At 63.2% G+C, this 25279-nt stretch carries 20 protein-coding genes and 1 pseudogene; 20 read left to right on the top strand and 1 reads right to left on the bottom strand.

What is annotated here, in order from left to right; genetic code table 11:
* Positions 1 to 68 precede the first annotated feature (68 nt).
* The 5 genes from V6943_RS10825 (at position 69) to V6943_RS10805 (ending at position 5959) form a co-directional block, all read left to right on the top strand.
* Positions 69 to 1292, top strand: coding sequence for a CmpA/NrtA family ABC transporter substrate-binding protein (locus tag V6943_RS10825; protein ID WP_340553461.1), 1224 nt, complete (start codon positions 69 to 71; stop codon positions 1290 to 1292).
* Positions 1293 to 1303: 11 nt separating this feature from the next.
* A complete protein-coding gene (locus V6943_RS10820; RefSeq protein ID WP_340553460.1) occupies positions 1304 to 1882 on the top strand; it encodes an ANTAR domain-containing response regulator in 579 nt (192 codons plus the stop codon).
* A gap of 305 nt (positions 1883 to 2187) precedes the next feature.
* On the top strand, positions 2188 to 2631 hold the full coding sequence (locus V6943_RS10815; protein ID WP_340553459.1) for a thioesterase family protein: 444 nt from the start codon (positions 2188 to 2190) through the stop codon (positions 2629 to 2631).
* A gap of 359 nt (positions 2632 to 2990) precedes the next feature.
* Positions 2991 to 4202 carry an MFS transporter gene (locus tag V6943_RS10810; RefSeq protein WP_131648477.1) on the top strand — a complete coding sequence of 404 codons (1212 nt, stop codon included), beginning with the start codon at positions 2991 to 2993 and terminating at the stop codon, positions 4200 to 4202.
* Between the two features lie 155 nt (positions 4203 to 4357).
* A complete protein-coding gene (locus tag V6943_RS10805; RefSeq protein ID WP_445324135.1) occupies positions 4358 to 5959 on the top strand; it encodes a protein kinase domain-containing protein in 1602 nt (533 codons plus the stop codon).
* A gap of 12 nt (positions 5960 to 5971) precedes the next feature.
* Here the strand turns inward: V6943_RS10805 and V6943_RS10800 are convergent, their stop codons facing one another.
* The gene (locus tag V6943_RS10800; RefSeq protein WP_340553457.1) at positions 5972 to 6283 is read right to left on the bottom strand and encodes a class I SAM-dependent methyltransferase; all 312 of its coding nucleotides are present in this window, start codon (positions 6281 to 6283) and stop codon (positions 5972 to 5974) included.
* 449 nt (positions 6284 to 6732) lie between these two features.
* Between V6943_RS10800 and V6943_RS10795 the strand changes: the two are divergent.
* The 15 genes and pseudogenes from V6943_RS10795 to nuoM form a co-directional block, all read left to right on the top strand.
* A pseudogene (locus tag V6943_RS10795) lies at positions 6733 to 7933 on the top strand (NAD(P)/FAD-dependent oxidoreductase); the annotation flags it as partial.
* Positions 7934 to 8057: 124 nt separating this feature from the next.
* On the top strand, positions 8058 to 10754 hold the full coding sequence (locus V6943_RS10790) for a nitrate reductase (protein WP_340553456.1): 2697 nt from the start codon (positions 8058 to 8060) through the stop codon (positions 10752 to 10754).
* A 73-nt stretch (positions 10755 to 10827) separates the two neighbouring features.
* Positions 10828 to 11565: a uroporphyrinogen-III C-methyltransferase gene (cobA, locus tag V6943_RS10785; protein WP_181102242.1), complete on the top strand. Its 738-nt coding sequence runs from the start codon at positions 10828 to 10830 to the stop codon at positions 11563 to 11565.
* A 259-nt stretch (positions 11566 to 11824) separates the two neighbouring features.
* On the top strand, positions 11825 to 12232 hold the full coding sequence (locus V6943_RS10780; protein ID WP_131648471.1) for an NADH-quinone oxidoreductase subunit A: 408 nt from the start codon (positions 11825 to 11827) through the stop codon (positions 12230 to 12232).
* Between the two features lie 10 nt (positions 12233 to 12242).
* Complete coding sequence (locus V6943_RS10775) at positions 12243 to 12917, top strand: NuoB/complex I 20 kDa subunit family protein (RefSeq protein ID WP_340553455.1); 675 nt, start codon at positions 12243 to 12245, stop codon at positions 12915 to 12917.
* 64 nt (positions 12918 to 12981) lie between these two features.
* Entirely contained in the window at positions 12982 to 14763 is a 1782-nt protein-coding gene (gene nuoC, locus V6943_RS10770) for an NADH-quinone oxidoreductase subunit C/D (RefSeq protein ID WP_340553454.1), read from the top strand.
* A 1-nt stretch (position 14764) separates the two neighbouring features.
* Positions 14765 to 15259 (top strand): NADH-quinone oxidoreductase subunit NuoE, encoded by a 495-nt coding sequence (gene nuoE, locus V6943_RS10765; protein ID WP_340553453.1) that lies wholly within the window; start codon positions 14765 to 14767, stop codon positions 15257 to 15259.
* 5 nt (positions 15260 to 15264) lie between these two features.
* The gene (gene nuoF, locus V6943_RS10760) at positions 15265 to 16602 is read left to right on the top strand and encodes an NADH-quinone oxidoreductase subunit NuoF (RefSeq protein ID WP_340553708.1); all 1338 of its coding nucleotides are present in this window, start codon (positions 15265 to 15267) and stop codon (positions 16600 to 16602) included.
* A gap of 136 nt (positions 16603 to 16738) precedes the next feature.
* Complete coding sequence (nuoG, locus tag V6943_RS10755; protein ID WP_340553452.1) at positions 16739 to 19444, top strand: NADH-quinone oxidoreductase subunit NuoG; 2706 nt, start codon at positions 16739 to 16741, stop codon at positions 19442 to 19444.
* Positions 19441 to 20436, top strand: coding sequence for an NADH-quinone oxidoreductase subunit NuoH (gene nuoH / locus V6943_RS10750; RefSeq protein WP_340553451.1), 996 nt, complete (start codon positions 19441 to 19443; stop codon positions 20434 to 20436). Before nuoG ends, nuoH begins: the two co-directional genes overlap by 4 nt.
* Before the next feature lie 12 nt (positions 20437 to 20448).
* Positions 20449 to 20997, top strand: a complete 549-nt coding sequence (gene nuoI / locus V6943_RS10745; protein WP_131648466.1) for an NADH-quinone oxidoreductase subunit NuoI — start codon at positions 20449 to 20451, stop codon at positions 20995 to 20997.
* Positions 20998 to 21067: 70 nt separating this feature from the next.
* Positions 21068 to 21568, top strand: a complete 501-nt coding sequence (gene nuoJ, locus V6943_RS10740) for an NADH-quinone oxidoreductase subunit J (protein ID WP_181102252.1) — start codon at positions 21068 to 21070, stop codon at positions 21566 to 21568.
* Positions 21569 to 21571: 3 nt separating this feature from the next.
* Positions 21572 to 21880: an NADH-quinone oxidoreductase subunit NuoK gene (gene nuoK, locus V6943_RS10735; protein ID WP_181102254.1), complete on the top strand. Its 309-nt coding sequence runs from the start codon at positions 21572 to 21574 to the stop codon at positions 21878 to 21880.
* Positions 21877 to 23721, top strand: coding sequence for an NADH-quinone oxidoreductase subunit L (gene nuoL, locus V6943_RS10730; protein WP_340553450.1), 1845 nt, complete (start codon positions 21877 to 21879; stop codon positions 23719 to 23721). Before nuoK ends, nuoL begins: the two co-directional genes overlap by 4 nt.
* Before the next feature lie 22 nt (positions 23722 to 23743).
* Positions 23744 to 25273: an NADH-quinone oxidoreductase subunit M gene (nuoM, locus tag V6943_RS10725; protein WP_340553449.1), complete on the top strand. Its 1530-nt coding sequence runs from the start codon at positions 23744 to 23746 to the stop codon at positions 25271 to 25273.
* Positions 25274 to 25279 lie beyond the last annotated feature (6 nt).

Raw genomic sequence — 25279 nt, 5'->3', positions numbered from 1 at the left:
TGATCTCTCAGCGCATTAGCCGCCTCCGGCGGCGATCCGCGCGTCCAGCATGTCGAAGGCCCGTCCGTATGACTCATCCCAACACGCCGCCACGGCCCGATCCATTGGCCTGGGTCACGGGCAGCGATGCACCGGAAAAGCACGTCGTCAATCTCGGCTTCATGGCCCTGACCGATGCCGCATCGCTGATCGTTGCCGCCACGCAAGGCTTTGCTCAACCCTACGGCTTGACCCTCAATCTGCAACGGCAAACGTCCTGGTCGAATATTCGCGACAAGCTGATCGAAGGTGAGCTGGACGCCGCCCATGGTCTGTACGGCCTGATCTATGCCGTGCATCTGGGTATCGGCGGCAGCGCGCCGATAGACATGGCGGTGCTCATGGGGCTAGCGCAGAACGGCCAGAGCATCAACTTGTCCAGCACGCTCAAGACGTCTGGCGTGACCGATCCCGAAGCGCTCAACCGCAGCGTGCGCCAGAGCGGTGCAAAACTCGTTCTGGCGCAGACCTTTCCCACCGGCACGCATGCCCTCTGGCTGTACTACTGGCTGGCCGCCCAAGGCATCCATCCACTGAACGACGTACATACGCTGGTGGTGCCGCCTTCGCAAATGGTGGCGCACCTGCAAGCAGGTCGCATCGATGGCTTCTGCGCTGGCGAACCCTGGGGCGCCCAGGCAATCCGGGAAGACCTGGGCTTCACCCTGGCCACCAGCCAATCGATCTGGCCCGACCATCCGGAAAAGGTGCTGGGCTGCACGCGCGCCTTCGTCGAGCAATATCCCAACACTGCCCGCGCGCTGGTCATGGCAATTCTCGAAGCCAGCCGTTTCATCGACGAGAGCCAGGAGAATCGACGCAGCACCGCGCAGTTGATCGCCGGCAGCGGCTACGTCGATGCACCGGTGGCAGCCATCGAGCCGCGTTTCCTCGGCCAGTATGAAGATGGCCTGGGGCGCGCCTGGCAGGACAGCCACCCGTTGCGCTTCTTCGGCAATGGCGAGGTGAACATGCCCTACCATTCCGACGGCCTCTGGTTCATGACCCAACTGCGCCGCTGGGGCCTGTTGCGTGAAGATCAGGACTATCTGGCCGTTGCGCAGAAGGTGCAGCAAACCAGCCTCTACCGCGATGCGGCGACGGCATTGAACATTCCCGTGCCGGACTCGGTCATGCGCAGCGCCGTGCTGATGGATGGCAGTCGCTGGAACGGCAACGATCCGGCGGCTTATGCGCGCAGCTTCGCCTTGCATGCTCTAACGGATACCGCCGTGCTCTCTGAGCCGAGCTAGGGGAGAAAGCCATGCTTCGCGTCCTTCTGATCGACGATACGCCCCGCAAGGTCGGTCGCCTGCGCGCCGCGCTGATGGAAGCCGGCTTCGAGGTGATCGAGGAATCCGGCCTGACCATTGATATGCCCGAACGGGTCGAAGCGATTCGCCCCGACGTAGTGCTGATCGACACCGACTCACCAGGCCGAGACGTGATGGAGCAAGTGGTGATGGTCAGCCGCGATCAGCCGCGGCCCATCGTGATGTTCACCGACGACGACAACCGCGATGCCATGCGCCAGGCGATTCGCGCTGGTGTCAGCGCCTATATCGTCGAAGGCATCCAGGCCCAGCGTCTGAAACCCATCCTCGACGTGGCCATGGCCCGCTTCGAAAGCGATCAGGCGATTCGCGCGCAACTGCAGGCGCGCGATCAGCAGCTGATCGAACGCAAGCGCATCGAACTGGCCAAAGGCATGCTGATGAAGATGCGCGACTGCAACGAGGAAGACGCCTACACCCTGATGCGCCGCCAGGCCATGAGCCGCCAGCAGAAGCTGATTCAGGTGGCCGAACAGATCATCGCGATGAACGAATTGCTTGGCCAGTGAAGTTACCGGGCCGTAGGGTGCGCGGAGCGCACCCTACAAAGCATCCGCTACAAGGCCGAAGACTTGCGGGCCGTCACCGCAGAACGTGCCCTCCAGCTGTCCGATGATGGCCTGGATGCGTGCAATTCCTCCCCCATGTTACCGGGCCCGTAGGGTGCGCTCCGCGCACCGCAGGGCACCAAGTGCTGATGCGCGGAGCGCACCCTCAAAGCATCCGCTACAAGGCTGCAGGCTTGCAGGACATGCCTTCCAGCCGCCCCGTGATGCCCTAGAATGCGCGCCATTCCTCCTCGACCGAGCACACCATGGCCCGCCTGACCTTGCAGTTTCCCGAAGACCAGTTCTGCTTCACCACGCAACTGACCGTACGCATCACCGACATCAACGCCGCCAACCATCTGGCCAACGATTCGATGATCTCGATGATTTCCGAAGCCCGCGCGCGCTTTCTGTTTGCCTACGGCATCGCTGAATCTCGCAAGGACGGCAGCGGCATCATCGTCACCGACCTCGCCACTACCTACAAAGCCGAAGCCCATGCGCGTGACGTGCTGCTGTTCGAAGTCGGCGTGATGGATTTCAACCGCTATGGTGGCGACATCATCTTCCGCATTACCCGGCCCGCCGACGGCACCCTGATCGCCATGGCCAAATCCGGTTTCGTTTTCTATGACTATCTGAACAAGCGCGTCGTGCCGATGCCCAGCGAGTTCGACGCGAAGTTCCCCAAGGCTAACCGCATCGGCTGAAAACGCCCCACTTCGAAGCACGACACACCTGAGGTGCGCCCATTTCGCTCGGCAGCGAAGCCCTGACCTGCGCGCGAAGCCGCTAAACGTCAGGCTTCGACTCTTGGCACAACCAATGCTTAGTGCACATCAGGTAGCCAAAGGCGGTTACTCACAGACATGACAAAGGCGTCGCGTTGCCCCGTCGAGACTGACGGCGGTTTCGCGGCGCTTTTTCGTTTGCTCCAGGGATCGGGGCGCGATGGCAACGACCCAGCCATTCGCAACAGCTTCGAGCGCGCAGCCGGATCGGCTGGGCAGTCACCGCATGGCCGCCGCCTATTTCGGCGCGGCGGTTACACCGTCTAGTGAGGTATTCAATGAATACGAGTTTCTGGAAAGCCGGCCATACGCCGACGCTCTTCTCCGCCTTTCTCTATTTCGATCTGAGTTTCATGGTCTGGTACGTGCTCGGCCCGATGGGCGTGCAGATCGCTGCTGATCTCGGGCTGACCACGCAGCAGCGTGCCTTCATGGTGGCTACACCCATTCTCTCCGGCGCCGTTCTGCGTCTGGTGCTGGGTATGCTGGCCGACCGCACCTCACCGAAGGCAGCTGGGCTGTTCGGCCAGATCGTGGTGATCGCCGCGCTGTTCGTGGCCTGGCTCCACGGCGTCCACAGCTATGAGCAAGCGCTGCTGCTCGGGCTGTTCCTCGGCATGGCAGGTGCCTCGTTCGCCGTCGCGCTGCCGTTAGCGTCACAGTGGTATCCGCCGCAGCATCAGGGCAAGGCCATGGGTATCGCCGGTGCCGGCAACTCCGGGACCGTCCTTGCAGCATTGTTTGCACCTGTGCTGGCAACGATGTTCGGCTGGAGCAACGTGTTCGGCCTGGCGCTGATCCCGCTGGTACTGACCCTGATCATCTTCGCCAGCGTCGCCAAGAACGCACCGAACCGTCCCGCGCCGAAGTCCTTCGCCGACTACATGAAGGCGTTGGGTGACCGCGATAGCTGGTGGTTCATGTTCTTCTACAGCGTGACGTTCGGCGGCTTCCTCGGACTGGCCAGCACCCTGCCCGGCTACTTTCACGACCAGTACGCGTTCGACCCGGTCAAGGCCGGCTACTACACCGCTGCCTGCGTGTTCGCTGGGAGCTTGTTGCGGCCGCTGGGTGGCGCGCTGGCCGACCGTATCGGCGGCATCCGCTCGCTGCTGGTGATGTATACCGTGACGGCCATCTGCCTGTTCATCGTTGGGTTCAATCTGCCGAGCTCGACGGCCGCATTGGCGTTGTTCGTCGTCGCCATGCTCAGCCTCGGTGCCGGCAACGGCGCGGTGTTCCAGTTGGTGCCGCAGCGCTTCAACAAGGAAATCGGCGTGATGACCGGGCTAGTCGGCATGGCCGGCGGCATAGGGGGCTTCCTGCTCACAGCCGGCCTGGGCGCCGTCAAGCAGGCCACAGGCGACTATCAGCTGGGCCTCTGGCTGTTCGCCAGCCTGGGTGCGCTGGCCTGGTTCGGCCTCTATGGTGTCAAGCGTCGTTGGAGAACCACCTGGGGGTCGGCGGCAATGACAGTGGCAAGGGTATAAAAGAAGCAGCTGGAAGCTGGAAGCGTTGCATTTAACTTCTAGCTTCGAGCTTCGAGCTAAACCTGATCGATTCGGATCGACTTATGCGCCTTCAACTCTCCTTCGGCGAAGCCACCGCAACCGGCCCGCGTGCAGAAAATCAGGACGCACTGCGTATCGTCACGCCGACGCTAGGCCTTGCGGCAAGCAAGGGTGCGCTGTTCGCTATCGCCGACGGTGTCAGCCAGTGCGCGGACGGCGGCCTGGCGGCGCGGACAACTCTGCAGGCATTGGCGACCGATTACTACGCCACACCGGAAACCTGGACCGTCGCGCAGTCGCTCGATCGAGTACTGGTTGCCCACAATCGCTGGCTGCAAGCCAACGGTGGCGGGCAGCCGTTGCTGACGACATTGACCGCACTGGTGCTGCGTGGCCGTCGCTTCACCCTCGCCCATGTTGGCGACTGCCGGGCTTATCGCTGGTATGACGGCCAGCTACAGGGGCTGAGCGAAGACCATGTGTGGGACCAGCCGAACATGCAGCACGTGCTCAAGCGTGCCATGGGCCTGGATCAGCATCTGGTGGTGGATTACCTCGACGGCGAACTACGGCTCGGCGAATCCTTCGCGCTGCTCAGCGACGGCGTCTGGGCCAGCATCGCCGAGGATGATATCCGGAACGTTCTTAGCGCCGAGCCAGATCTATCCAGCGCAACCAGAACGCTGGTCGATCTCGCGCACCAGAGCGGCAGCCAAGACAACGCCAGCGTCCTGCTGCTGCGGGTCGACGAACTCCCGGAAGCGGCGCTTGCCGATTCGCTCGCTCAGCTGGCCGATTGGCCGTTGCCACCCAGATTGCGGCTCGGCCAGACATTCGAAGGCTGGACCGTCGAGGCGTTGCTGGCCGAGTCGCGCCAGTCGCTGGTCTACCGGGTGCGCGATCAACAGGGTCAGCCCTGGCTGCTCAAGACCTTGCCGCCGAGCCGGGCTGACGAACCCGAAGCCGGACCAGCCCTGCTGCAAGAGGAATGGTTTCTGCGCCGAGTCGCCGGTCGTCATTTCCCCGAGCTCCACGACCTGCCCCAACGTCAACACCTTTACTACGTGCAGCGCGAATACAGCGGCCAGACGCTCGCCCAGCGCTTCAAGCAGCAAGGCCCGATGTTGCTGGTCGACTGGCTGCAGTTGGCGCCGCGCCTGATCCGCGCACTGGGCATGTTGCATCGACGCAACATCCTGCACCGCGACATCAAACCGGAAAATCTCCACCTGGACGACGCGGACGAGCTGCGCCTGCTGGATTTCGGTCTGGCCTATTGTCCGGGCCTCTCGCAGGATTCGCCGCACAAGCTGCCAGGTACGCCGAGTTTTATCGCACCCGAAGCCTTCAGTGGCGTGGAGCCGAGCCGGGAACAGGACCTCTACGCAGCAGGCGTCACGCTCTACTACCTGCTCACCGGGCGCTATCCCTACGGTGAGATCGAGGCTTTCCAGCGTCCCCGTTTCGGTACGCCGGTATCGGCCAGCCGCTATCGACCTGACTTACCCCAGTGGCTGGATGAAATGCTCAGACGCGCAGTTGCGGCCGAGCCCACGCAGCGCTTCGAAACAGCGGAAGAGTGGCTGCTGGTACTGGAACAGGGCGAGCGCCTGGCAAGCAACGCGCCGACGCGGCCATTGCTCGAGCGAGAGCCATTGAAGGTCTGGCGCGGCCTCGCCCTGTTCTCTCTGCTGCTGAATCTGGTGCTGCTGGTGTGGCTGGCCAAAGGCGACTAAGCGATTGGCGGCTCACCGCCGAACGATCAGGCCTTGGCGCGCGATACGCGTCAGCTCGCGCACGCACTCCTCAAGCCGTTCGCCGCTCGGGGACTGAATGACTGCCAGATCGAAACTGTTCGTGGCGAAATGCGCCAGCGATTCATCAGCACCTGTGAACTGAACGAGAAAAGCGCGTGGCTTTCCCCAGCGCTTTGGCCAACCGTCCAGATAGCGCAACAGCGACGGTTGATGATTACCGCCAAGGAGAATTTTCGGATTGCTGCGGACCAGCCCGCTGGTGATGGGGGCCAAACGTAGACAGGTGCGTTGCGATGCATTCATGAAAGATATCCCGCCTCGAGGATTCCGCTGGGCAGCGGTGGGAGGCGACACCGAACCAGCGCTTTAGCGGTATTTCGAAGCCTTCGGCTCCAGGCGCCCCGCAAGTAGCTGACTAAATCGGCGCATGAGGCGAAACAATAAAAAGCGGCACGGGTGCTGTCAACGGCGAATTTTCCGCGTGCTAGGCAGTTTGGCTGCACCAGTGCTGCACGGCGCGCATCATAGCGGTGCAAAAACACCGCCTCAGCATTCCCCGTCGCTGACGCGAAGCGCCGGAAAACAAGCGAACACAGGATTGGCACAGCCCCTGCATTGTCAGGAGCAACATCAAGCCGGGTCTTCAACGTGGAGGGCCGGGCTCCGAATACGGAACAAGGACAAAGGCGTCCTCACCGGGTAACTGGTGGGGGCGCCTTTTTCGTTGACGCCCAGCCCGCGCGGAGAACGGTATGAAAAAACTCAGACTCGTAATGATCGGCAATGGCATGGCCGGGGTTCGTACCCTGGAGGAACTGCTCAAGCTCGCCCCCGATCTCTACGACATCACGGTATTCGGTGCCGAGCCCCATCCCAATTACAACCGTATCCTGCTTTCGCCCGTATTGGCCGGCGAGCAGACCTTCGAGGAGATCGTGCTCAACGACCTCGACTGGTATGCGAAGAACGGCATCCGCCTGTTACTCAACCGCAAGGTGATTCAGATCGACCGGATCAGGCGTCGGGTCATAGCCGAAGACGGCAGCGAAGCCGAGTATGACCGCCTGCTCATCGCCACCGGTTCGACACCGTTAATCCTGCCGATTCCCGGTAACCGGCTGGACGGGGTGATCGGCTATCGCGATATCGCCGACACCCAGGCGATGCTGGACGCCGCCAGGAACCATAAACACGCTGTGGTGATCGGTGGCGGGTTGCTTGGGCTGGAAGCGGCCAACGGCCTGAAGCTGCGCGGCATGCAGGTGACCGTAGTGCACCTCGGCGAATGGCCAATGGAGCGCCAGCTCGACCAGAGCGCCGGCACCTTGCTGCAGAACGCGCTGCAAGCCCGCGGCCTGACCTTCAGGATGAACAAGCAGACCGCCGAACTGATCGGCAACGATCAGGGCCGGGTCCAGGCCGTACGCTTCACCGACGGCGAGCTGATCGACGCCGATCTGGTGGTCATGGCCGCCGGCATCCGCCCCAATAGCGCGCTGGCGGAGCAGGCCGGAATCCCCTGCAACCGCGGCATTCTCGTCAGCGACACCCTGCAGACCTACGACCCTCGCATCTATGCCGTCGGCGAATGCGCCAGCCATCGGGGCACCGCCTATGGGCTGGTCGCACCCTTGTTCGAACAGGCCCAGGTCTGCGCCAATCACCTGGCGATGCTGGGCTTCTCCCGTTACCCGGGCTCGGTGACGTCGACCAAGCTGAAGGTCACCGGAATCGACCTGTTCTCCGCCGGTGATTTCATCGGCGGTGAAGGCACCGAGACCATCACACTCTCCGACCCCATCGGCGGCGTCTACAAGAAACTGGTGATCAAGGACGACGTCCTCGTCGGCGCCTGCCTGTACGGCGACACCTCCGATGCCGGCTGGTATTTACGCCAGGTACGCGAGAGTCAGAACGTCAGTGATATTCGGGATTGCTTGATGTTCGGCCCCGACTCGGGCGTTGGGGCTGATGCCCGGCGCAACGGTAGCGAATCCGGCGCCGTTCGGCTTTCAACGGATAGCGCAACCGAATGCGCCTGACGGCGCACTGTCCCACCGAGTCAGGAGAGAACGCCATGCGCCAAACCACCGCCTCCACCTGCTGCTACTGCGGCGTCGGCTGCGGCGTGCTGATCGAACACGACGGCGAGCGCATCCTCGATGTCGCTGGCGACCCGAATCATCCAGCCAACTTCGGCAAGCTGTGCAGCAAGGGATCGACCTTGCACCTGACCGGTGATCTCGACGCCCGCGCGCTCTACCCCGAGCTGCGCCTGAGCAAGGGCCTGGCCCGTGCCCGCACCGGCTGGGACAGCGCGCTCGACCATGCCGCTCATGTATTCGCCGAGACGATTGCCAAACACGGCCCGGACAGCGTCGCCTTCTACATCTCCGGTCAGTTGCTGACCGAGGATTACTATGCGTTCAACAAGCTCGCCCGCGCGCTGGTCGGCACCAACAATATCGACTCCAACTCGCGCCTGTGCATGTCGTCCGCCGTGGTCGGTTACAAACGCAGCCTCGGCGCCGACGCCCCGCCCTGCAGCTACGAAGACATCGAACAAAGCGACTGTTTGCTGATCGTCGGTAGCAACATGGCCTATGCCCACCCGGTGCTGTTTCGCCGCCTGGAAGAAGCCAAGGCGAAGCGACCAGAAATGAAAGTCATCGTGGTCGACCCGCGCCGCACCGACACCTGCGACCTGGCCGACCTGCACCTGGCGATCCTGCCCGGCAGCGATGTCGCGCTGTTCCACGGCATTCTGCACCTACTCCTGTGCGAGGGCTGGGTCGACCGGAACTTTATCGAGGCCCACACCGATGGCTTCGACGAACTCGGGGACATGGTGCGTGAATACAGTCCGGCCAGGGTCGCGGACCTGTGCGGCATCAGCACCGAAGATCTGCAGATTTGTGCTCGTTTGATTGGTAGCGCGCCTAGCTTTCTGTCGCTCTGGTGCATGGGCGTGAACCAGTCGACATCCGGCAGCGCCAAGAACAGCGCGCTGATCAATTTGCACCTGGCTACCGGCCAGATTGGCAAATCCGGCGCCGGGCCCTTCTCGCTGACTGGCCAGCCCAACGCCATGGGCGGACGCGAAACCGGCAGCCTGTCCAACCTGTTGCCAGGCCATCGTGAATCGGGCAACGCGGGGCATCGTGCCGAAGTCGCTAATTACTGGAACATCCCTGCGCTGCCTGAAGCGCCGGGCCTGTCTGCCATCGAACTGTTCGATGCCGTACGCAGCGGCAAGGTCAAGGCGCTGTGGATCGCCTGCACCAATCCCGCGCAGTCGATGCCTGATCAGCAGAGCATTCATCAAGCGCTGGCGGCGTGCCCTTTCGTGGTCGTCCAGGAAGCTTTTTTCACCACCGAGACCTGCCGCTACGCCGACCTGCTGCTGCCCGCCGCCAGCTGGGGCGAAAAGGACGGCACCGTAACCAACTCCGAGCGCCGCGTCAGCCATGTGCGACGCGCCATTCCCGCACCGGGCGAGGCGCGCACCGATTGGTCGATCACCTGTGATTTTGCTCGCCGGCTGGAAATCCTGATGCGCCCCGGTCAAGCCAGCCTGTTCGCGTTCGACACCGCCGCCGCGCTGTTCGAGGAATACAAATTGCTCACCCAGGGCCGTGACCTGGACCTGTCCGGTCTCAGTCACGCGGTGATTGACCAGCTCGGCCCACAGCAATGGCCCTTCCCTGCCGGCAGCCAGCGAGGCACGCCGCGGCTCTACGGCGACAGCGTGTTTCCGACCGATAACGGCCGCGCACGCTTTATCGCTGAGCACTATCAGGCGCCGAAGGAGAAACGCGAAACCCAATTCCCGCTGACGCTGAACACAGGTCGGCTTCGCGATCACTGGCATGGCATGAGCCGCACCGGCACCGCCGCGCGCCTGTTCGGCTATGTCGAAGAAGCGCTGCTGAGCATGAGCGCCGAGGACATGCGTAGCCGCCTACTGCTCGATGGCCAACTGGTCAAGGTCCGCAGCCGCCGTGGCGAGCTGCTGTTGCCGGTACGCGAGGACGACAGCCTGCGCCCTGGCCAGGTCTTCATGCCCATGCATTGGGGTGATCGCTTCCTCAAGGGGTTGGGCGTCAACCGGCTCACGTTGCCGGCATTCGACCCGATTTCGAAGCAACCCGAACTCAAGCATGCCGGTGTCGAGGTAGAGAAGATCGAGCTGCCCTGGCAGTTCTTCGCCCTCGTCGAAGGCTCGGTGCAGCAACGTTTCGAGGCGCTGCGCCCATTGTTCGAAGGGTTCGCCTACGCCAGTTTCAGCCTTGCCGGGCGGGACCAGGCAGCGTTGGTGATCCGCGCCGCTGGTAGCGAGGCGCCGAGCACAGCGTTACTGGCGCAGCTCAATCATTTGCTGCGACTGGATGAAGGTCCGGTACTGATCTACGACGACCCGCGCCGCAGGGTTGGCAAACGGGTGCGCATCGAAGACGGCCGCATCGTCGCCATCAGCCTGTCCGGCGAAACCGCCGCACGCCACTGGCTGAAGCAGCTCTGGCACGACGGCAAGGCCGATCCGGCGCTGCGCCGCTGGTTACTGGCCCCGCTAAGCACGCCGCCTGGCAGTGATATACGCGTCAGCAAGATTCTGTGCAACTGCATGAACATCAGCCATGACGCGGTCTGTGCGGGAATGGAGCGGGGCCTGGATCTGGATGGTTTGAAGCGTGAACTGGGCTGTGGGACCAGCTGTGGTTCCTGCGTACCGGAAATCAGGCGACTGCTGATGAAACAGCCAACGATGGCCTGAACGACATCGATGACGGAACAAGCGATGCATAGCGCATCGTCAGCATGATCGAAGCAGCATGAGAGGTAGACACATGAGCGCAAAAGTATGGCTGGTGGGAGCAGGTCCCGGTGATCCGGAACTGTTGACGCTCAAGGCCGTGCGGGCCATGGGCGAGGCGCAGGTAGTACTGATCGACGACTTGGTCAATCCCGCCGTGCTCGAACACTGCCCGAACGCGCGGGTGATCCCGGTGGGCAAGCGCGGCGGCTGCCGCTCGACGCCGCAGGCCTTCATCCATAGATTGATGTTGCGCTACGCACGCCAGGGCAAGTGTGTGGTGCGCCTGAAAGGCGGCGATCCGTGCATTTTCGGACGTGGCGGTGAAGAAGCGGAATGGCTTGCGGAGCGTGGCGTCGAAGTGGAGATCGTCAATGGCATAACCGCAGGCCTTGCCGGCGCAACCCAGTGCGGTATCTCGCTGACCCATCGCGGCGTCGCCCGTGGCGTTACGTTGGTTACAGCACATACGCTGGATGGCAGCAGTCCCGAATGGCACGCGCTGGCGAAAACCGGCACGACACTGGTCGTCTACATGGGCGTCAGCAGCCTGCATCAGGTACAGGCCGGCCTGATCGAAGGCGGTCTGCCGGCGTGGACCGCCGTCGCGATGATCGAAAACGCCTCCCTTACGCAGCAACGTGAATGCCGCTCCAGCCTGGCAGACATGTGCCGCGATGCCCTGGCCTTTCAGCTGAAAAGTCCGGCGATCCTGGTGATCGGCCAGGTCGCCGCGCACGCGCAGACCATGTCCGGTAACCGTGTAGCCTGACCGACCAGGATGAACTGCCGACTAATCCAAGTTTTGCGACAGCCGGCTATTCACCTACGTAACGCCCGGCTCGACGCCGTCTCGCGAAATACAACAATCGAAGCCATCAATGAAATACGGGAAATACTTCAATATGTTTCATGTAGAAACATGTACTTAAACTTTAGGTAGGCATAGAATGCCCGGCCATTAGGGGTTGCGACGCTTGGTCGCTGTCGCAAGCTGGACATACATAAGCCGTTCCGTTAAGGGGCCCGGCATGCCTGATGTATCCCTGTCCCATAACTGGGGCTTCGCTGTATTTGTTCTCGGCGTTATCGCGCTATGCGCATTCATGCTCGGCGTATCCAGCCTGCTCGGCAGCAAAGCCTGGGGCCGCGCCAAGAACGAACCTTTCGAGTCCGGCATTCTGCCCACGGGCAACGCACGGCTGCGTTTCTCCGCAAAGTTCTATCTGGTCGCGATGCTCTTCGTGATCTTCGACGTTGAAGCCCTTTATCTCTTTGCCTGGGCTGTCTCGGTGCGCGAAAGCGGCTGGGCGGGCCTCATTGAAGCTACCGTATTCATAGCAATTCTGTTGGCGGGTCTTGTCTACCTTTGGCGGGTGGGTGCGCTCGATTGGGCGCCATCCAGCCGTCGCGAGCGACAGGCGAAGCTAAAACAATGAGGCTCTTCACATGCAATACAAACTTACCCGGATCGATCCGGATGCGGTCAATGACCGTTATCCGATCGGCCAGCAGGAGACTGTTGCCGATCCATTAGAAGACCAGGTTCATCGCAACATCTACATGGGCAAGCTGGAAGACGTGCTGAGTGGCGCGGTCAACTGGGGGCGCAAGAATTCCCTCTGGCCGTACAACTTCGGCCTGTCGTGCTGCTATGTGGAGATGACCACTGCCTTCACCGCGCCTCATGACATCGCCCGCTTCGGCGCCGAGGTGATCCGCGCCTCGCCGCGTCAGGCCGATTTCATGGTCATTGCCGGTACCTGCTTCATCAAGATGGCACCCGTCATCCAGCGCCTTTACGAACAGATGCTCGAACCCAAATGGGTCATTTCCATGGGCTCGTGCGCCAATTCCGGTGGTATGTACGACATTTACTCGGTCGTTCAGGGGGTCGACAAGTTCCTCCCCGTGGACGTGTACATACCCGGCTGCCCGCCCCGCCCCGAGGCGTTCCTGCAAGGTTTGCAACTGCTGCAGGAATCCATCGGCAAGGAGCGTCGCCCGCTTTCCTGGGTCGTCGGTGATCAAGGCGTCTATCGCGCCGAGATGCCGTCGCAGAAAGAACAGCGACGCGAACAGCGTATCCAGGTCACCAACCTGCGCAGCCCCGACGACGTGTGAATTCCGGCTTTCCCGACCGGAAGGCCTCCGCACACCCAAACGTTGACCGAAAGCGACCGAGATCATGACTGCAGGCAATGCTCTGTACATCCCGCCCTACAAGGCTGACGACCAGGATATCGTCGTCGAACTGAACGCGCGCTTCGGCGCCGAGACCTTCACGCTGCAACCTAGCCTGACCGGCATGCCAGTACTCTGGGTGCCACGCGAAAAGCTCATGGAGGTGCTGGGCTTCCTGCGCCAGGTCAGCAAGCCCTATGTGATGCTCTACGACCTGAGCGCCACCGATGAGCGCCTGCGCACCAATCGCCGTGGCCTGCCAACCGCCGATTTCAGCGTGTTCTATCACCTGATGTCGCTTGAGCGAAACAGCGATGTGATGATCAAGGTCGCGCTCAAGGAGGGCGATCTCAACCTGCCCACCGCCGTCTCCGTCTGGCCCAACGCCAACTGGTACGAGCGCGAGATCTGGGACATGTTCGGCATCACCTTCGAAGGCCATCCCTTCCTCACCCGCATGCTGATGCCGCCGACCTGGGAAGGCCACCCGCTGCGCAAGGACTACCCGGCGCGCGCCACCGAGTTCGACCCCTACAGCCTGAACGCGGCCAAGCAGGATCTGGAGCAGGAAGCCCTGCGCTTCAAGCCCGAAGACTGGGGCATGCAGCGCCACAGCGAGCACGAGGACTACATGTTCCTCAACCTCGGCCCGAACCACCCCTCGGCCCACGGTGCCTTCCGCATCATCCTGCAGCTCGATGGCGAGGAAATCCTCGATTGCGTACCGGAGATCGGCTACCACCATCGCGGCGCCGAGAAGATGGCCGAGCGCCAGAGCTGGCACAGCTTCATCCCCTACACCGACCGCATCGACTACCTCGGCGGGGTGATGAACAACCTGCCTTACGTGCTGGCGGTGGAGAAACTAGCCGGGATCACCGTGCCGTCGCGCGTCGACTTCATCCGCGTGATGATGGCCGAGTTCTTCCGCATCCAGAACCACCTGCTCTATCTCGGCACCTACATCCAAGACGTCGGCGCCATGACGCCGGTGTTCTTCACCTTCACCGACCGCCAGCGCGCCTACAAGGTCATCGAGGCCATCACCGGTTTCCGCATGCACCCGGCCTGGTACCGCATCGGCGGCGTCGCTCACGACCTGCCACGCGGCTGGGACACGCTGGTGCGCGAATTCCTCGATTGGATGCCCAAGCGTCTCAATGAGTACGAAAAGGCCGCACTGAAGAACAGCATTCTCATCGGCCGCACCAAGGGCGTCGCCGCCTACAACACCAAGGAAGCGCTGGAATGGGGCACCACCGGCGCCGGCCTGCGCGCCACCGGCTGCGACTTCGACATTCGCAAGGCACGCCCCTACTCCGGCTATCAGCATTTCGATTTCGAAGTGCCGCTGGCGGTCAATGGCGACGCCTATGACCGCTGCATGGTGAAGATGGGCGAGATGCGCGAGAGCCTGAAGATCATCGAGCAGTGCCTCAAGCACATGCCCGAAGGCCCCTACAAAGCCGACCACCCGCTGACCACGCCGCCGCCGAAAGAGCGCACGCTGGAGCACATCGAAACGCTGATCACGCACTTCCTGCAGGTCTCCTGGGGTCCGGTGATGCCGGCCAACGAGAGCTTCCAGATGATCGAAGCGACCAAGGGCATCAACAGCTATTACCTGACAAGCGACGGCAGCACCATGAGCTACCGCACGCGCATTCGGACGCCCAGCTTCCCGCATCTGCAGCAGATCCCCTCGGTGATCCGCGGCAGCATGATTCCGGACCTGATCGCCTATCTGGGCAGTATCGATTTCGTTATGGCCGACGTGGACCGCTGATATGAGCACTGTTATCAAGACTGACCGTTTCGTCCTCAGCGAAACCGAACGCTCGGCCATCGAGCATGAGATGCACCATTACGAAGACCCGCGTGCGGCCAGCATCGAGGCGCTGAAGATCGTCCAGCAGCAGCGCGGCTGGGTGCCGGACGGCGCCTGCGATGCCATCGGCGAAGTGCTCGGCATCCCGGCCAGCGATGTCGAAGGCGTGGCCACCTTCTATAGCCAGATCTTCCGCGTGCCGGTGGGCCGCCACATTATCCGCGTCTGCGACAGCATGACCTGCTACATCGGCGGCCATGAAAGCGTACTGGACAGCATCCGTAACGAAATCGGCATCGAACCCGGCCAGACTTCCACCGATGGCCGCTTCACTCTGATTCCGGTGTGCTGCCTGGGCAACTGCGACAAGGCCCCGGCCCTGATGATCGACGACGACACCTTCGGTGACGTTCAGCCCGGCGGCGTCGCCCAGTTGCTGGAGGCCTATCAATGAGCGTCATGAAGCAATTGGCATCCTTCGGTCCGGCCAACCGCATCGCCCGTAGCGAAGAAACCCATCCGCTGACCTGGCGCCTGCGCGACGACGGCCAGCCGGTCTGGCTCGACGAATATCGCCAGAAGAACGGCTACGTCGCGCTGCGCAAGGCGCTGGCCGAAATGGCCCAGGCCGACATCGTGCAGACGGTGAAGGAATCCGGCCTCAAGGGCCGTGGCGGTGCGGGCTTCCCCACGGGCGTGAAGTGGGGCCTGATGCCCGCCGACGAATCGCTGAACATCCGCTACCTGCTGTGCAACGCGGACGAGATGGAGCCCAACACCTGGAAGGACCGCCTGCTGATGGAACAGCTGCCGCACCTGCTGGTGGAAGGCATGATCATCAGCGCCCGCGCGCTCAAGGCCTATCGCGGCTACATCTTCCTGCGCGGCGAATACGTCGATGCAGCGCGCAACCTCAACCGCGCCATCGACGAAGCCAAGGCCGCCGGCCTGTTGGGCAAGAACATCCTCGACAGCGGCTTCGATTTCGAACTGTTCGTGCACACCGGCGCCGGTCGCTACATCTGCGGCGAGGAAACCGCGCTGATCAACTCGCTGGAAGGACGCCGCGCCAACCCGCGCGCCAAGCCGCCCTTTCCGGCTGCCGTCGGCGTCTGGGGCAAGCCGACCTGCGTCAACAACGTCGAAACCCTGTGCAACGTGCCGGCGATCATCGGCAACGGCGTGGACTGGTACAAGTCACTGGCGCGTCCCGGCAGCGAAGATCATGGCAGCAAGCTGATGGGCTTCTCCGGCAAGGTGAAGAACCCTGGCATCTGGGAACTGCCCTTCGGCATCACCGCGCGCGAACTCTTCGAGGATTACGCCGGCGGCATGAAGGATGGCTACACCCTCAAATGCTGGCAGCCCGGCGGTGCCGGCACCGGTTTCCTGCTGCCCGAGCACCTCGAGGCGCAGATGTACGCCGGCGGTATCGGCAAGGTCGGTACCCGCATGGGCACCGGCCTGGCGCTGGCCGTCGACCACACCGTCAGCATGGTCTCGCTGCTGCGCAACATGGAAGAGTTCTTCGCCCGCGAATCCTGCGGCTGGTGCACACCGTGCCGTGACGGTCTGCCTTGGAGCGTGAAGACCCTGCGCGCACTGGAGCGCGGCCAGGGCACGCGCCAGGACCTGGACATCCTGCTGCGGCTGGTGGACTTCCTCGGCCCGGGCAAGACCTTCTGCGCCCATGCACCCGGCGCGGTGGAGCCGCTGGGCGCCGCGATCAAGTATTTCCGGGACGAATTCGAGGCGGGTGTCGCCCAGGCGGCAACCGCGCCTCCACAGCCGGCATGAAGAATTGAAAGACGCTGAAGGCTGAACGCTGGATGAAAGAGCCGTACGGCCTCATCCAGCCCTGATCCTCAACCTTCAGCGGACAAAAAGTTTCCTATTAGCCAGACCCGCGCAAGCGGGATGAGAAGACCTAGAAATGGCCACTATCCACGTAGACGGCAAAGACTACGAAGTCGATGGGGCGGACAACCTGCTGCAGGCCTGTCTGTCCCTCGGCCTCGACGTTCCCTATTTCTGCTGGCACCCGGCGCTGGGTAGCGTCGGTGCCTGCCGCCAGTGCGCGGTAAAGCAGTACAGCGACGAGAACGACACCCGCGGTCGCCTGGTCATGTCCTGCATGACGCCCGCCACCGACAACAGCTGGATCTCCATTGACGACGAGGAAGCCAAGGCCTTCCGCGCCAGCGTGGTCGAATGGCTGATGATCAACCACCCGCACGACTGCCCGGTGTGCGAGGAAGGCGGTCACTGCCACCTGCAAGACATGACGGTGATGACCGGCCACAACCAGCGCCGTTATCGCTTCACCAAGCGCACCCACCAGAACCAGGAACTCGGCCCGTTCATCGCCCATGAGATGAACCGCTGCATCGCCTGTTACCGCTGCACGCGCTACTACAAGGACTACGCTGGCGGCACTGACCTCGGCGTGTTTGGCGCACACGACAACGTCTATTTCGGCCGAGTCGAAGACGGCGTGCTGGAAAGCGAGTTCTCCGGCAACCTCACCGAGGTCTGCCCCACCGGCGTGTTCACCGACAAGACCCACTCCGAGCGCTACAGCCGCAAGTGGGACATGCAGTTCGCACCGAGCATCTGCCACGGCTGCGCTTCCGGCTGCAACATCAGCCCCGGCGAGCGCTATGGCGAAATCCGCCGCATCGAGAACCGTTTCAACGGCGAGGTGAACCACTACTTCCTCTGCGACCGTGGGCGCTTCGGCTACGGCTACGTCAACCGCAGCGATCGCCCACGCCAGCCGCTGCTGGGCGCGGACAGGCTCGGCATCGACGCCGCCCTGGATAGCGCCGCCGAGCTGCTGCGCGGCAGGCGGGTGATTGGCATCGGCTCGCCACGCGCCAGCCTGGAAAGCAACCACGCCCTGCGTGCGCTGGTCGGTGCGGAAAACTTCTACAGCGGCATCGCCGCCGCCGAGCTGAAAAATATCCGGCTGATCCGCCAACTGCTGCAGAACGGCCCGCTGCCGGTGCCGACGATGCGAGACATCGAAAGCCACGATGCGGTGTTCATCCTCGGCGAAGACCTGACCCAGACGGCCGCGCGCATGGCGCTGGCCGTGCGCCAGGCCGCCAAGGGCAAGGCCACCGAGATCGCCACCTCGATGAAGATTCAGGACTGGCACATCGCCGCCGTGCAGAACGTTGCACAAGGCGCCCTGCATCCGGTGTTCATCGCCAGCGTCAGCGAAACCCGTCTCGACGACATCGCCGAACAGAGCGTGCACGCCGCGCCGGCCGATCTGGCCCGTCTCGGTTTCGCCGTGGCGCACGCCATCGACCCCAGCGCGCCGGCCGTTGACGGCCTGGAAGCCGAAGCTCGCGAGCTGGTGCAGCGGATCGCCGACGCCCTGCTCGCCGCCAAGCGCCCGCTGCTGATCAGCGGCGCCTCACTGGGCGAGAAGAGCCTGATCGAAGCCGCCGGCAACATTGCCCAGGCGCTGAAAAATCGCGAGAAGAACGCTTCGATCAGCCTCGTCGTGCCGGAAGCCAACAGCCTCGGCGTGACGCTACTCGGTGGCGAATCCGTGGATGCCGCGCTGGATGCGCTGATCGCCGGCGAGGCCGAGGCCGTGATCGTGCTGGAAAACGACCTCTACCGCCGCGCCGATCAGGCCAAGGTGGACAAGGCATTGGCCGCTGCCAAGGCCGTCATCGTCGCCGATCACCAGCAGACCGCCACCACGGCCAAGGCCCATCTGGTGCTGTCCGCCGCCAGCTTCGCCGAAGCCGATGGCACCCTGGTCAGTCAGGAAGGCCGCGCGCAGCGCTTCTTCCAGGTCTTCGAGCCCAGCTACTACGACGGCAAGATCCTGGTGCGCGAAGGCTGGCGCTGGATGCACGCGCTGCAGTGCACGCTGCAAGGCAAGGCAGTGGACTGGACCAATCTGGATCAGGCCACCGCCGATTGCGCCGCGGCCAACCCGCAGCTGCAGGGCATTCTGGCCGCCGCACCGCTTTCCTCGTTCCGCATCAAGGGCCTGAAAATGGCACGCGAGCCGCTGCGCTACAGCGGACGCACCGCCATGCGCGCCAACATCAGCGTGCACGAGCCGCGTCAGCCGCAGGACCAGGACTCGCCGTTCGCCTATTCCATGGAAGGTTATTCCGGCAGCAAAGAGGATCGCCAGCAGATTCCCTTCGCCTGGTCACCGGGATGGAACTCGCCACAGGCCTGGAACAAGTTCCAGGACGAGGTCGGCGGTCATCTGCGTGCCGGCGACCCCGGTGTGCGCCTGCTCGACGACGTCCGCCAGGATCTGGCCTGGAGATCCGCCCCCGCCGCTTTCGCCCCCGCGCTTGGCAGCTGGCAGGTGGTGCCGCTGCATCATCTGTTCGGCAGCGAGGAAACCACAGCGCTTGCCGCACCTATCCAGAGCCGTATCCCGCAGCCCTATGTCGCCCTGGCCGAAGCCGAAGCCGAGCGCCTCGGCGTGGCCGAAGGCGAACTGCTCAGCCTGCGGGTCGCCGATGCGCACCTGCAACTGCCGGTGCGCATCGATGAATCGCTGGGCCTCGGTCTGGTCGGTCTGCCGGTCGGCCTCGAAGGCATTCCGGTACTGAACGGCACCTGCCTGGCCACTGAACTGGAGGCGTCGCGATGAGCTGGCTGACTCCCGAAGTGATCGACGTGATCATCGCCGTGGTCAAGGCGCTGGTGATCATGCTGGCGGTGGTGGTGTGCGGTGCTCTGCTGAGCTTCGTCGAACGCCGCCTGCTGGGCTGGTGGCAGGATCGCTACGGCCCCAACCGGGTCGGGCCGTTCGGCATGTTCCAGATCGCCGCCGACATGCTGAAGATGTTCTTCAAGGAGGATTGGAATCCACCGTTCTCCGACCGGCTGATCTTCACCCTGGCGCCGGTGGTGGCGATGAGCTCGCTGCTGCTGGCCTTCGTCATCGTGCCGGTCACCCCGACCTGGGGCGTAGCGGACCTGAACATCGGCCTGCTGTTCTTCTTCGCCATGGCCGGCCTCACGGTGTACGCGGTGCTGTTCGCAGGCTGGGCGAGCAACAACAAGTTCGCCCTGCTCGGCGCCCTGCGCGCCTCGGCGCAGACGGTGTCCTACGAGGTGTTCCTCGGGCTGTCGCTGATGGGCATCGTCGCCCAGGTCGGTTCGTTCAACATGCGCGACATTGTCGAATACCAGCAGCAGAACCTGTGGTTCATCATTCCGCAGTTCCTGGGCTTCTGTACCTTCTTTGTTGCTGGCGTCGCGGTCACCCACCGCCACCCCTTCGACCAGCCGGAGGCCGAGCAGGAGCTGGCCGACGGTTACCACGTCGAGTACGCCGGGATGAAATGGGGCATGTTCTTCGTCGGCGAATACATCGGCATCGTGACCATCTCGGCGCTGCTGACCACGCTGTTCTTCGGCGGCTGGCATGGGCCATTCCTCGACACCCTGCCCTGGCTGTCGTTCTTCTGGTTCGCGATCAAGACCGCTTTCTTCATCATGCTGTTCGTGCTGTTGCGCGCCTCGCTGCCGCGCCCGCGCTACGACCAGGTGATGGCCTTCGGCTGGAAATTCTGCCTGCCGCTGACCCTGATCAACCTGCTGGTGACCGGCGCGCTCGTGCTGGCCGCGGCCCAGTAAGGAGAGAATTCGATGTTCAAGTACATTGGCGCGGTGCTGCACGGCACCTACACCCAACTGCGCAGCCTGGTGATGGTCTTCAGCCACGGCTTTCGCAAGCGCGACACCCTGCAGTACCCCGAAGAGCAGGTCTACCTGCCGCCGCGCTATCGCGGTCGCATCGTCCTGACCCGCGATCCCGACGGCGAAGAGCGCTGCGTGGCCTGCAACCTCTGCGCGGTGGCCTGCCCGGTGGGCTGCATCTCGCTGCAGAAGGCCGAAACCGATGAAGGCCGCTGGTATCCGGAGTTCTTCCGCATCAACTTCTCGCGCTGCATCTTCTGCGGCCTTTGCGAAGAAGCCTGCCCAACCAACGCGATCCAGCTCACCCCGGATTTCGAGATGGGCGAATACAAGCGCCAGGACCTGGTGTACGAGAAGGAAGACCTGCTGATTTCCGGCACGGGCAAGTATCACGACTACAACTTCTACCGCGTCTCGGGCCTGGCCATTGCCGGCAAACCGAAGGGCGCCGCGCAGAACGAGGCGGAGCCGATCAACGTCAAGGGGTTGTTGCCATGACGCGCTGTCTATTCGCAGGTTTCCCGCATGCCGGCTTCGCGCCGGACACCCATCGGTCGAGGATGCGTTGATGGAATTCGCCTTCTACTTTTCCGCCGGCGTGGCCGTGGTCGCCACGCTACACGTGATCACCGGCAGCAATCCGGTGCACGCCCTGCTCTACCTGATCACCTCGCTGCTGGCCGTGTCGATGTGCTTCTTCGCCCTCGGTGCGCCCTTTGCCGGCGCGCTGGAAATCATCGTCTATGCCGGCGCCATCATGGTGCTCTTCGTGTTCGTGGTGATGATGCTCAACCTGGGTCGCAATACCGCCGGCCAGGAGCGCGCCTGGATGGCGCCGCGCGTGTGGATCGGCCCGTCGCTGCTGGCGGCGATCCTACTGGCGCAGCTGCTCTGGGCCTTGTTCTCGGCGCCGGAATACGCACCGGCCGGCCTGACCACCGTCGGTCCCAAGGAAGTCGGCATCGCCCTGTTCGGGCCTTACCTGCTGGCCGTCGAGCTGGCTTCCATGCTGCTACTGGCAGCGCTGGTCGCCGCCTTCCACCTGGGCCGCCACGAGGCGAAGGAGTAAGCCATGCATTCGATTCCAATGGAGCACGGCCTGGCCATCGCCGCCGTGCTGTTCTGCCTGGGGCTGGTCGGCCTGATGGTGCGGCGCAACATCCTGTTCATGCTGATGAGCCTGGAAGTGATGATGAACGCCGCAGGCCTTGCCTTCGTCGTGGCCGGTAGTCGCTGGGAACAGCCGGATGGGCAAATCATGTTCATCCTGGTGATCACCCTGGCCGCCGCCGAGGCCGCCATCGGCCTGGCGATCCTGCTGCAGCTGTATCGCCGCTTCAACACCCTCGATGTCGACGCTGCAAGCGAGATGCGCGGATGAACCTACTATTCCTGACCTTCGTTTTCCCGCTGCTCGGCTACTTCCTGCTGGCGTTCTCGCGCGGGCGTATCTCCGAGAACCTGGCCGCCGTGATCGGTGTCGGTTCGATCGGCCTGTCGGCGCTGATTGCGGCGTTGTGCATCTGGCAGTTCAACACCTCGCCACCGGAGGGCGGCGTATTCAGCCAGCACCTGTGGCAGTGGCTGGACGTAGTCGGCTTCAGCGTCGCCTTCGGCCTGCACCTGGACGGGCTGTCGTTGACCATGCTCGGCGTGGTCACCGGCGTGGGCTTCCTGATCCACCTGTTCGCCAGCTGGTACATGCGCGGTGAAGAGGGTTATTCGCGCTTCTTCGCCTACACCAACCTGTTCATTTTCAGCATGTTGCTGCTGGTGCTGGGCGACAACCTGCTGCTGCTGTACTTCGGCTGGGAAGGCGTGGGGCTGTGCTCCTACCTGCTGATCGGCTTCTACTTCAAGGAGCGCAAGAACGGCAACGCGGCGCTCAAGGCCTTCATCGTCACCCGCGTCGGCGACGTGCTGATGGCCTTCGGCCTGTTCATCCTGTTCGTCCAGCTCGGCACGCTGAACATTCAGGAACTGCTGACGCTCGCGCCGCAGAAGTTCGCCGAAGGCGACCTGTGGATCACCCTGGCGACCCTGGCGCTGCTGGGCGGTGCGGTGGGCAAGTCTGCCCAGCTACCGCTGCAGACCTGGCTGGCAGACGCCATGGCCGGCCCGACGCCAGTTTCGGCACTGATCCACGCGGCGACCATGGTCACCGCCGGCGTCTACCTGATCGCCCGCACCCATGGCCTGTTCCTTCTGGCGCCGGACGTGCTTGAGCTGGTGAGTATCGTTGGTGGCGTCACCCTGGTGCTGGCCGGCTTCGCCGCACTGGTGCAGACCGACATCAAACGCATCCTCGCTTACTCGACCATGAGCCAGATCGGCTACATGTTCCTCGCCCTGGGCGTCGGTGCTTGGGACGCGGCGATCTTCCACCTGATGACCCATGCCTTCTTCAAGGCGCTGCTTTTCCTCGCATCCGGCTCGGTGATCAACGCCTGCCATCACGAGCAGAACATCTTCAGGATGGGTGGGCTGTGGAAGAAGCTGCCACTGGCCTACGCCAGCTTCATCGTCGGCGGCGCGGCATTGGCGGCGCTGCCGCTGATCACCGCCGGCTTCTACTCCAAGGATGAAATCCTCTGGGAAGCCTTCGCCAGCGGCCACAGCGGCCTGCTCTACGCAGGTCTGCTCGGGGCCTTCCTGACCTCCCTGTACACCTTCCGCCTGATCTTCATCGCCTTCCACGGCGAGGCGAAGACCGAGGCGCACGCCGGGCGCGGTATTGCCCACGGCCTGCCGCTGGTGGTGCTGATCGTGCTGTCCACCTTCCTCGGCGCGATGATCTCGCCGCCGTTGTCTGGCGTGCTGCCACAGAGCGTCGGCCATGCCGGTGGCGAGGCCAAGCACAGCCTGGAGATCGCCTCCGGCGCCATCGCCCTGGCCGGCATTCTGCTCGCGGCGCTGCTGTTCCTCGGCAAGCGCGGCCTGGTCAGCGCCATCGCGCAAAGCGCACCGGGGCGTTTCCTGTCGGCCTGGTGGTACGCCGCCTGGGGCTTCGACTGGCTTTACGACAAGCTTTTCGTGCAGCCCTACCTCTGGCTCACCCGCCTGCTGGCGCGCGACCCCATCGACGCCACCATCGGATTGGTACCGCGCACGGCGCGGGGCAGCCATGTGCTGCTGAGCCGCAGCGAAACCGGCCAGTTGCGCTGGTACGCCCTGTCCATCGTTGGCGGAGCCGTGCTGTTGCTCGGCATCGTTCTGCTCTGAATTTGCGCAAGGACTCGAAATCGTGATTCTGCCCTGGCTAATCCTGATTCCCTTCATCGGCGGCCTGCTCTGCTGGTTCGTCGAACGTTTCGACAAGAGCATGCCGCGCTGGATCGCCCTGCTCACCATGACGCTGCTGCTCGCGCTTGGCCTCTGGCTGTGGGCGGACGGCAATTACCAGCTCGCCCCCGCGCCTGGCGCCGAGGCCAACTGGGCCGTGGAATTCAAGCACGTCTGGATCGAGCGCTTCGGCATCAACCTGCACTTGGCGCTCGATGGCCTGTCGTTGTTGATGATCATGCTCACCGGCCTGCTCGGCGTGCTCTCGGTGCTCTGCTCCTGGAAGGAAATCCAGCGCCATGTCGGTTTCTTCCACCTCAACCTGATGTGGATTCTCGGCGGCGTGGTCGGGGTGTTCCTCGCCCTGGACCTGTTCCTGTTCTTCTTCTTCTGGGAAATGATGCTGGTGCCGATGTACTTCCTCATCGCGCTCTGGGGTCACAGCTCGGAAGGCAAGCGCTCGCGGATCAACGCGGCGACCAAGTTCTTCATCTACACCCAGGCCAGCGGCCTGATCATGCTGGTGGCCATTCTCGGCTTGGTGCTGGCCAACTTCTACAACACCGGGGTGCTGACCTTCGACTACGAGCTGCTGCTCCAGGCCGACCTGGCGCCGGGCGTCGAGTACCTGCTGATGCTGGGCTTCTTCATCGCCTTCGCGGTGAAATTCCCCATCGTGCCGCTGCATTCCTGGCTTCCCGATGCCCACGCCCAGGCGCCTACCGCCGGCTCTGTCGACCTGGCGGGGATTCTGCTGAAGACCGCCGCCTACGGCATGATCCGCTTCGCTCTGCCGCTGTTTCCCGACGCCTCGATGGACTTCGCGCCCATCGCCATGGGCCTCGGCCTGCTCGGCATCTTCTACGGTGCAGTGCTGTCGTTCGCGCAGACCGATATCAAGCGTCTGATCGCCTATTCCAGCGTCTCGCACATGGGCTTCGTGCTGATCGGCATCTATTCGGGCAGCGAGCTCGCCCTGCAAGGCGCGGTGGTGCTGATGATCGCTCACGGTCTCTCGGCTGCAGCGTTGTTCATCCTCAGCGGCCAGCTCTATGAACGCCTGCACACGCGTGACATGCGCGAAATGGGCGGCCTATGGTCGCGCCTGCCATGGCTGCCGCCGCTGAGTCTGTTCTTCGCCGCCGCCTCGCTGGGCCTGCCCGGCACCGGCAACTTCATCGGTGAGTTCGTGGTGCTGTTCGGCGCCTTCGCCAATTCGCCATGGGTCGTGGTGATCGCCACCTTCGGTCTGGTGCTGTCGTCCATTTACTCGCTGGCGATGATCCACCGCGCCTATTTTGGCCCGACCAAGGCCGAAGGGCTACTACGCGGCCTGGACGCACGCGAGATAGGAATGGTGCTGTTGCTGGCCGTACTGCTGGTGCTGCTCGGCGTCTATCCGCAGCCGGTGTTCGACACCTCGCTCGCCACCATGAACGGTGTGCAGCAATGGATCGATACCGCTTTCACCCCAACAGCTTCGGCCCGGTAGTCTCGC

It is taken from the genome of Pseudomonas sp. CBC3 (assembly GCF_037967085.1).
GTDB lineage: Bacteria > Pseudomonadota > Gammaproteobacteria > Pseudomonadales > Pseudomonadaceae > Stutzerimonas.
Note: the sequence above shows the minus strand (reverse complement) of the source record. Positions and strands in the feature narration are given on the sequence as shown.

Coding starts and splice junctions, on each gene's coding strand:
- V6943_RS10775 (WP_340553455.1), top strand. CDS start 12,243: ATGCAATACAAACTTACCCGGATCGATCCGGATGCGGTCAATGACCGT.
- nuoL (WP_340553450.1), top strand. CDS start 21,877: ATGAACCTACTATTCCTGACCTTCGTTTTCCCGCTGCTCGGCTACTTC.
- V6943_RS10825 (WP_340553461.1), top strand. CDS start 69: ATGACTCATCCCAACACGCCGCCACGGCCCGATCCATTGGCCTGGGTC.
- nuoI (WP_131648466.1), top strand. CDS start 20,449: ATGTTCAAGTACATTGGCGCGGTGCTGCACGGCACCTACACCCAACTG.
- V6943_RS10780 (WP_131648471.1), top strand. CDS start 11,825: ATGCCTGATGTATCCCTGTCCCATAACTGGGGCTTCGCTGTATTTGTT.
- nuoK (WP_181102254.1), top strand. CDS start 21,572: ATGCATTCGATTCCAATGGAGCACGGCCTGGCCATCGCCGCCGTGCTG.
- cobA (WP_181102242.1), top strand. CDS start 10,828: ATGAGCGCAAAAGTATGGCTGGTGGGAGCAGGTCCCGGTGATCCGGAA.
- nuoH (WP_340553451.1), top strand. CDS start 19,441: ATGAGCTGGCTGACTCCCGAAGTGATCGACGTGATCATCGCCGTGGTC.
- V6943_RS10790 (WP_340553456.1), top strand. CDS start 8,058: ATGCGCCAAACCACCGCCTCCACCTGCTGCTACTGCGGCGTCGGCTGC.
- nuoJ (WP_181102252.1), top strand. CDS start 21,068: ATGGAATTCGCCTTCTACTTTTCCGCCGGCGTGGCCGTGGTCGCCACG.
- nuoF (WP_340553708.1), top strand. CDS start 15,265: ATGAAGCAATTGGCATCCTTCGGTCCGGCCAACCGCATCGCCCGTAGC.
- nuoG (WP_340553452.1), top strand. CDS start 16,739: ATGGCCACTATCCACGTAGACGGCAAAGACTACGAAGTCGATGGGGCG.
- V6943_RS10800 (WP_340553457.1), bottom strand. CDS start 6,283: ATGAATGCATCGCAACGCACCTGTCTACGTTTGGCCCCCATCACCAGC.
- V6943_RS10815 (WP_340553459.1), top strand. CDS start 2,188: ATGGCCCGCCTGACCTTGCAGTTTCCCGAAGACCAGTTCTGCTTCACC.
- nuoC (WP_340553454.1), top strand. CDS start 12,982: ATGACTGCAGGCAATGCTCTGTACATCCCGCCCTACAAGGCTGACGAC.
- V6943_RS10810 (WP_131648477.1), top strand. CDS start 2,991: ATGAATACGAGTTTCTGGAAAGCCGGCCATACGCCGACGCTCTTCTCC.
- nuoE (WP_340553453.1), top strand. CDS start 14,765: ATGAGCACTGTTATCAAGACTGACCGTTTCGTCCTCAGCGAAACCGAA.
- V6943_RS10820 (WP_340553460.1), top strand. CDS start 1,304: ATGCTTCGCGTCCTTCTGATCGACGATACGCCCCGCAAGGTCGGTCGC.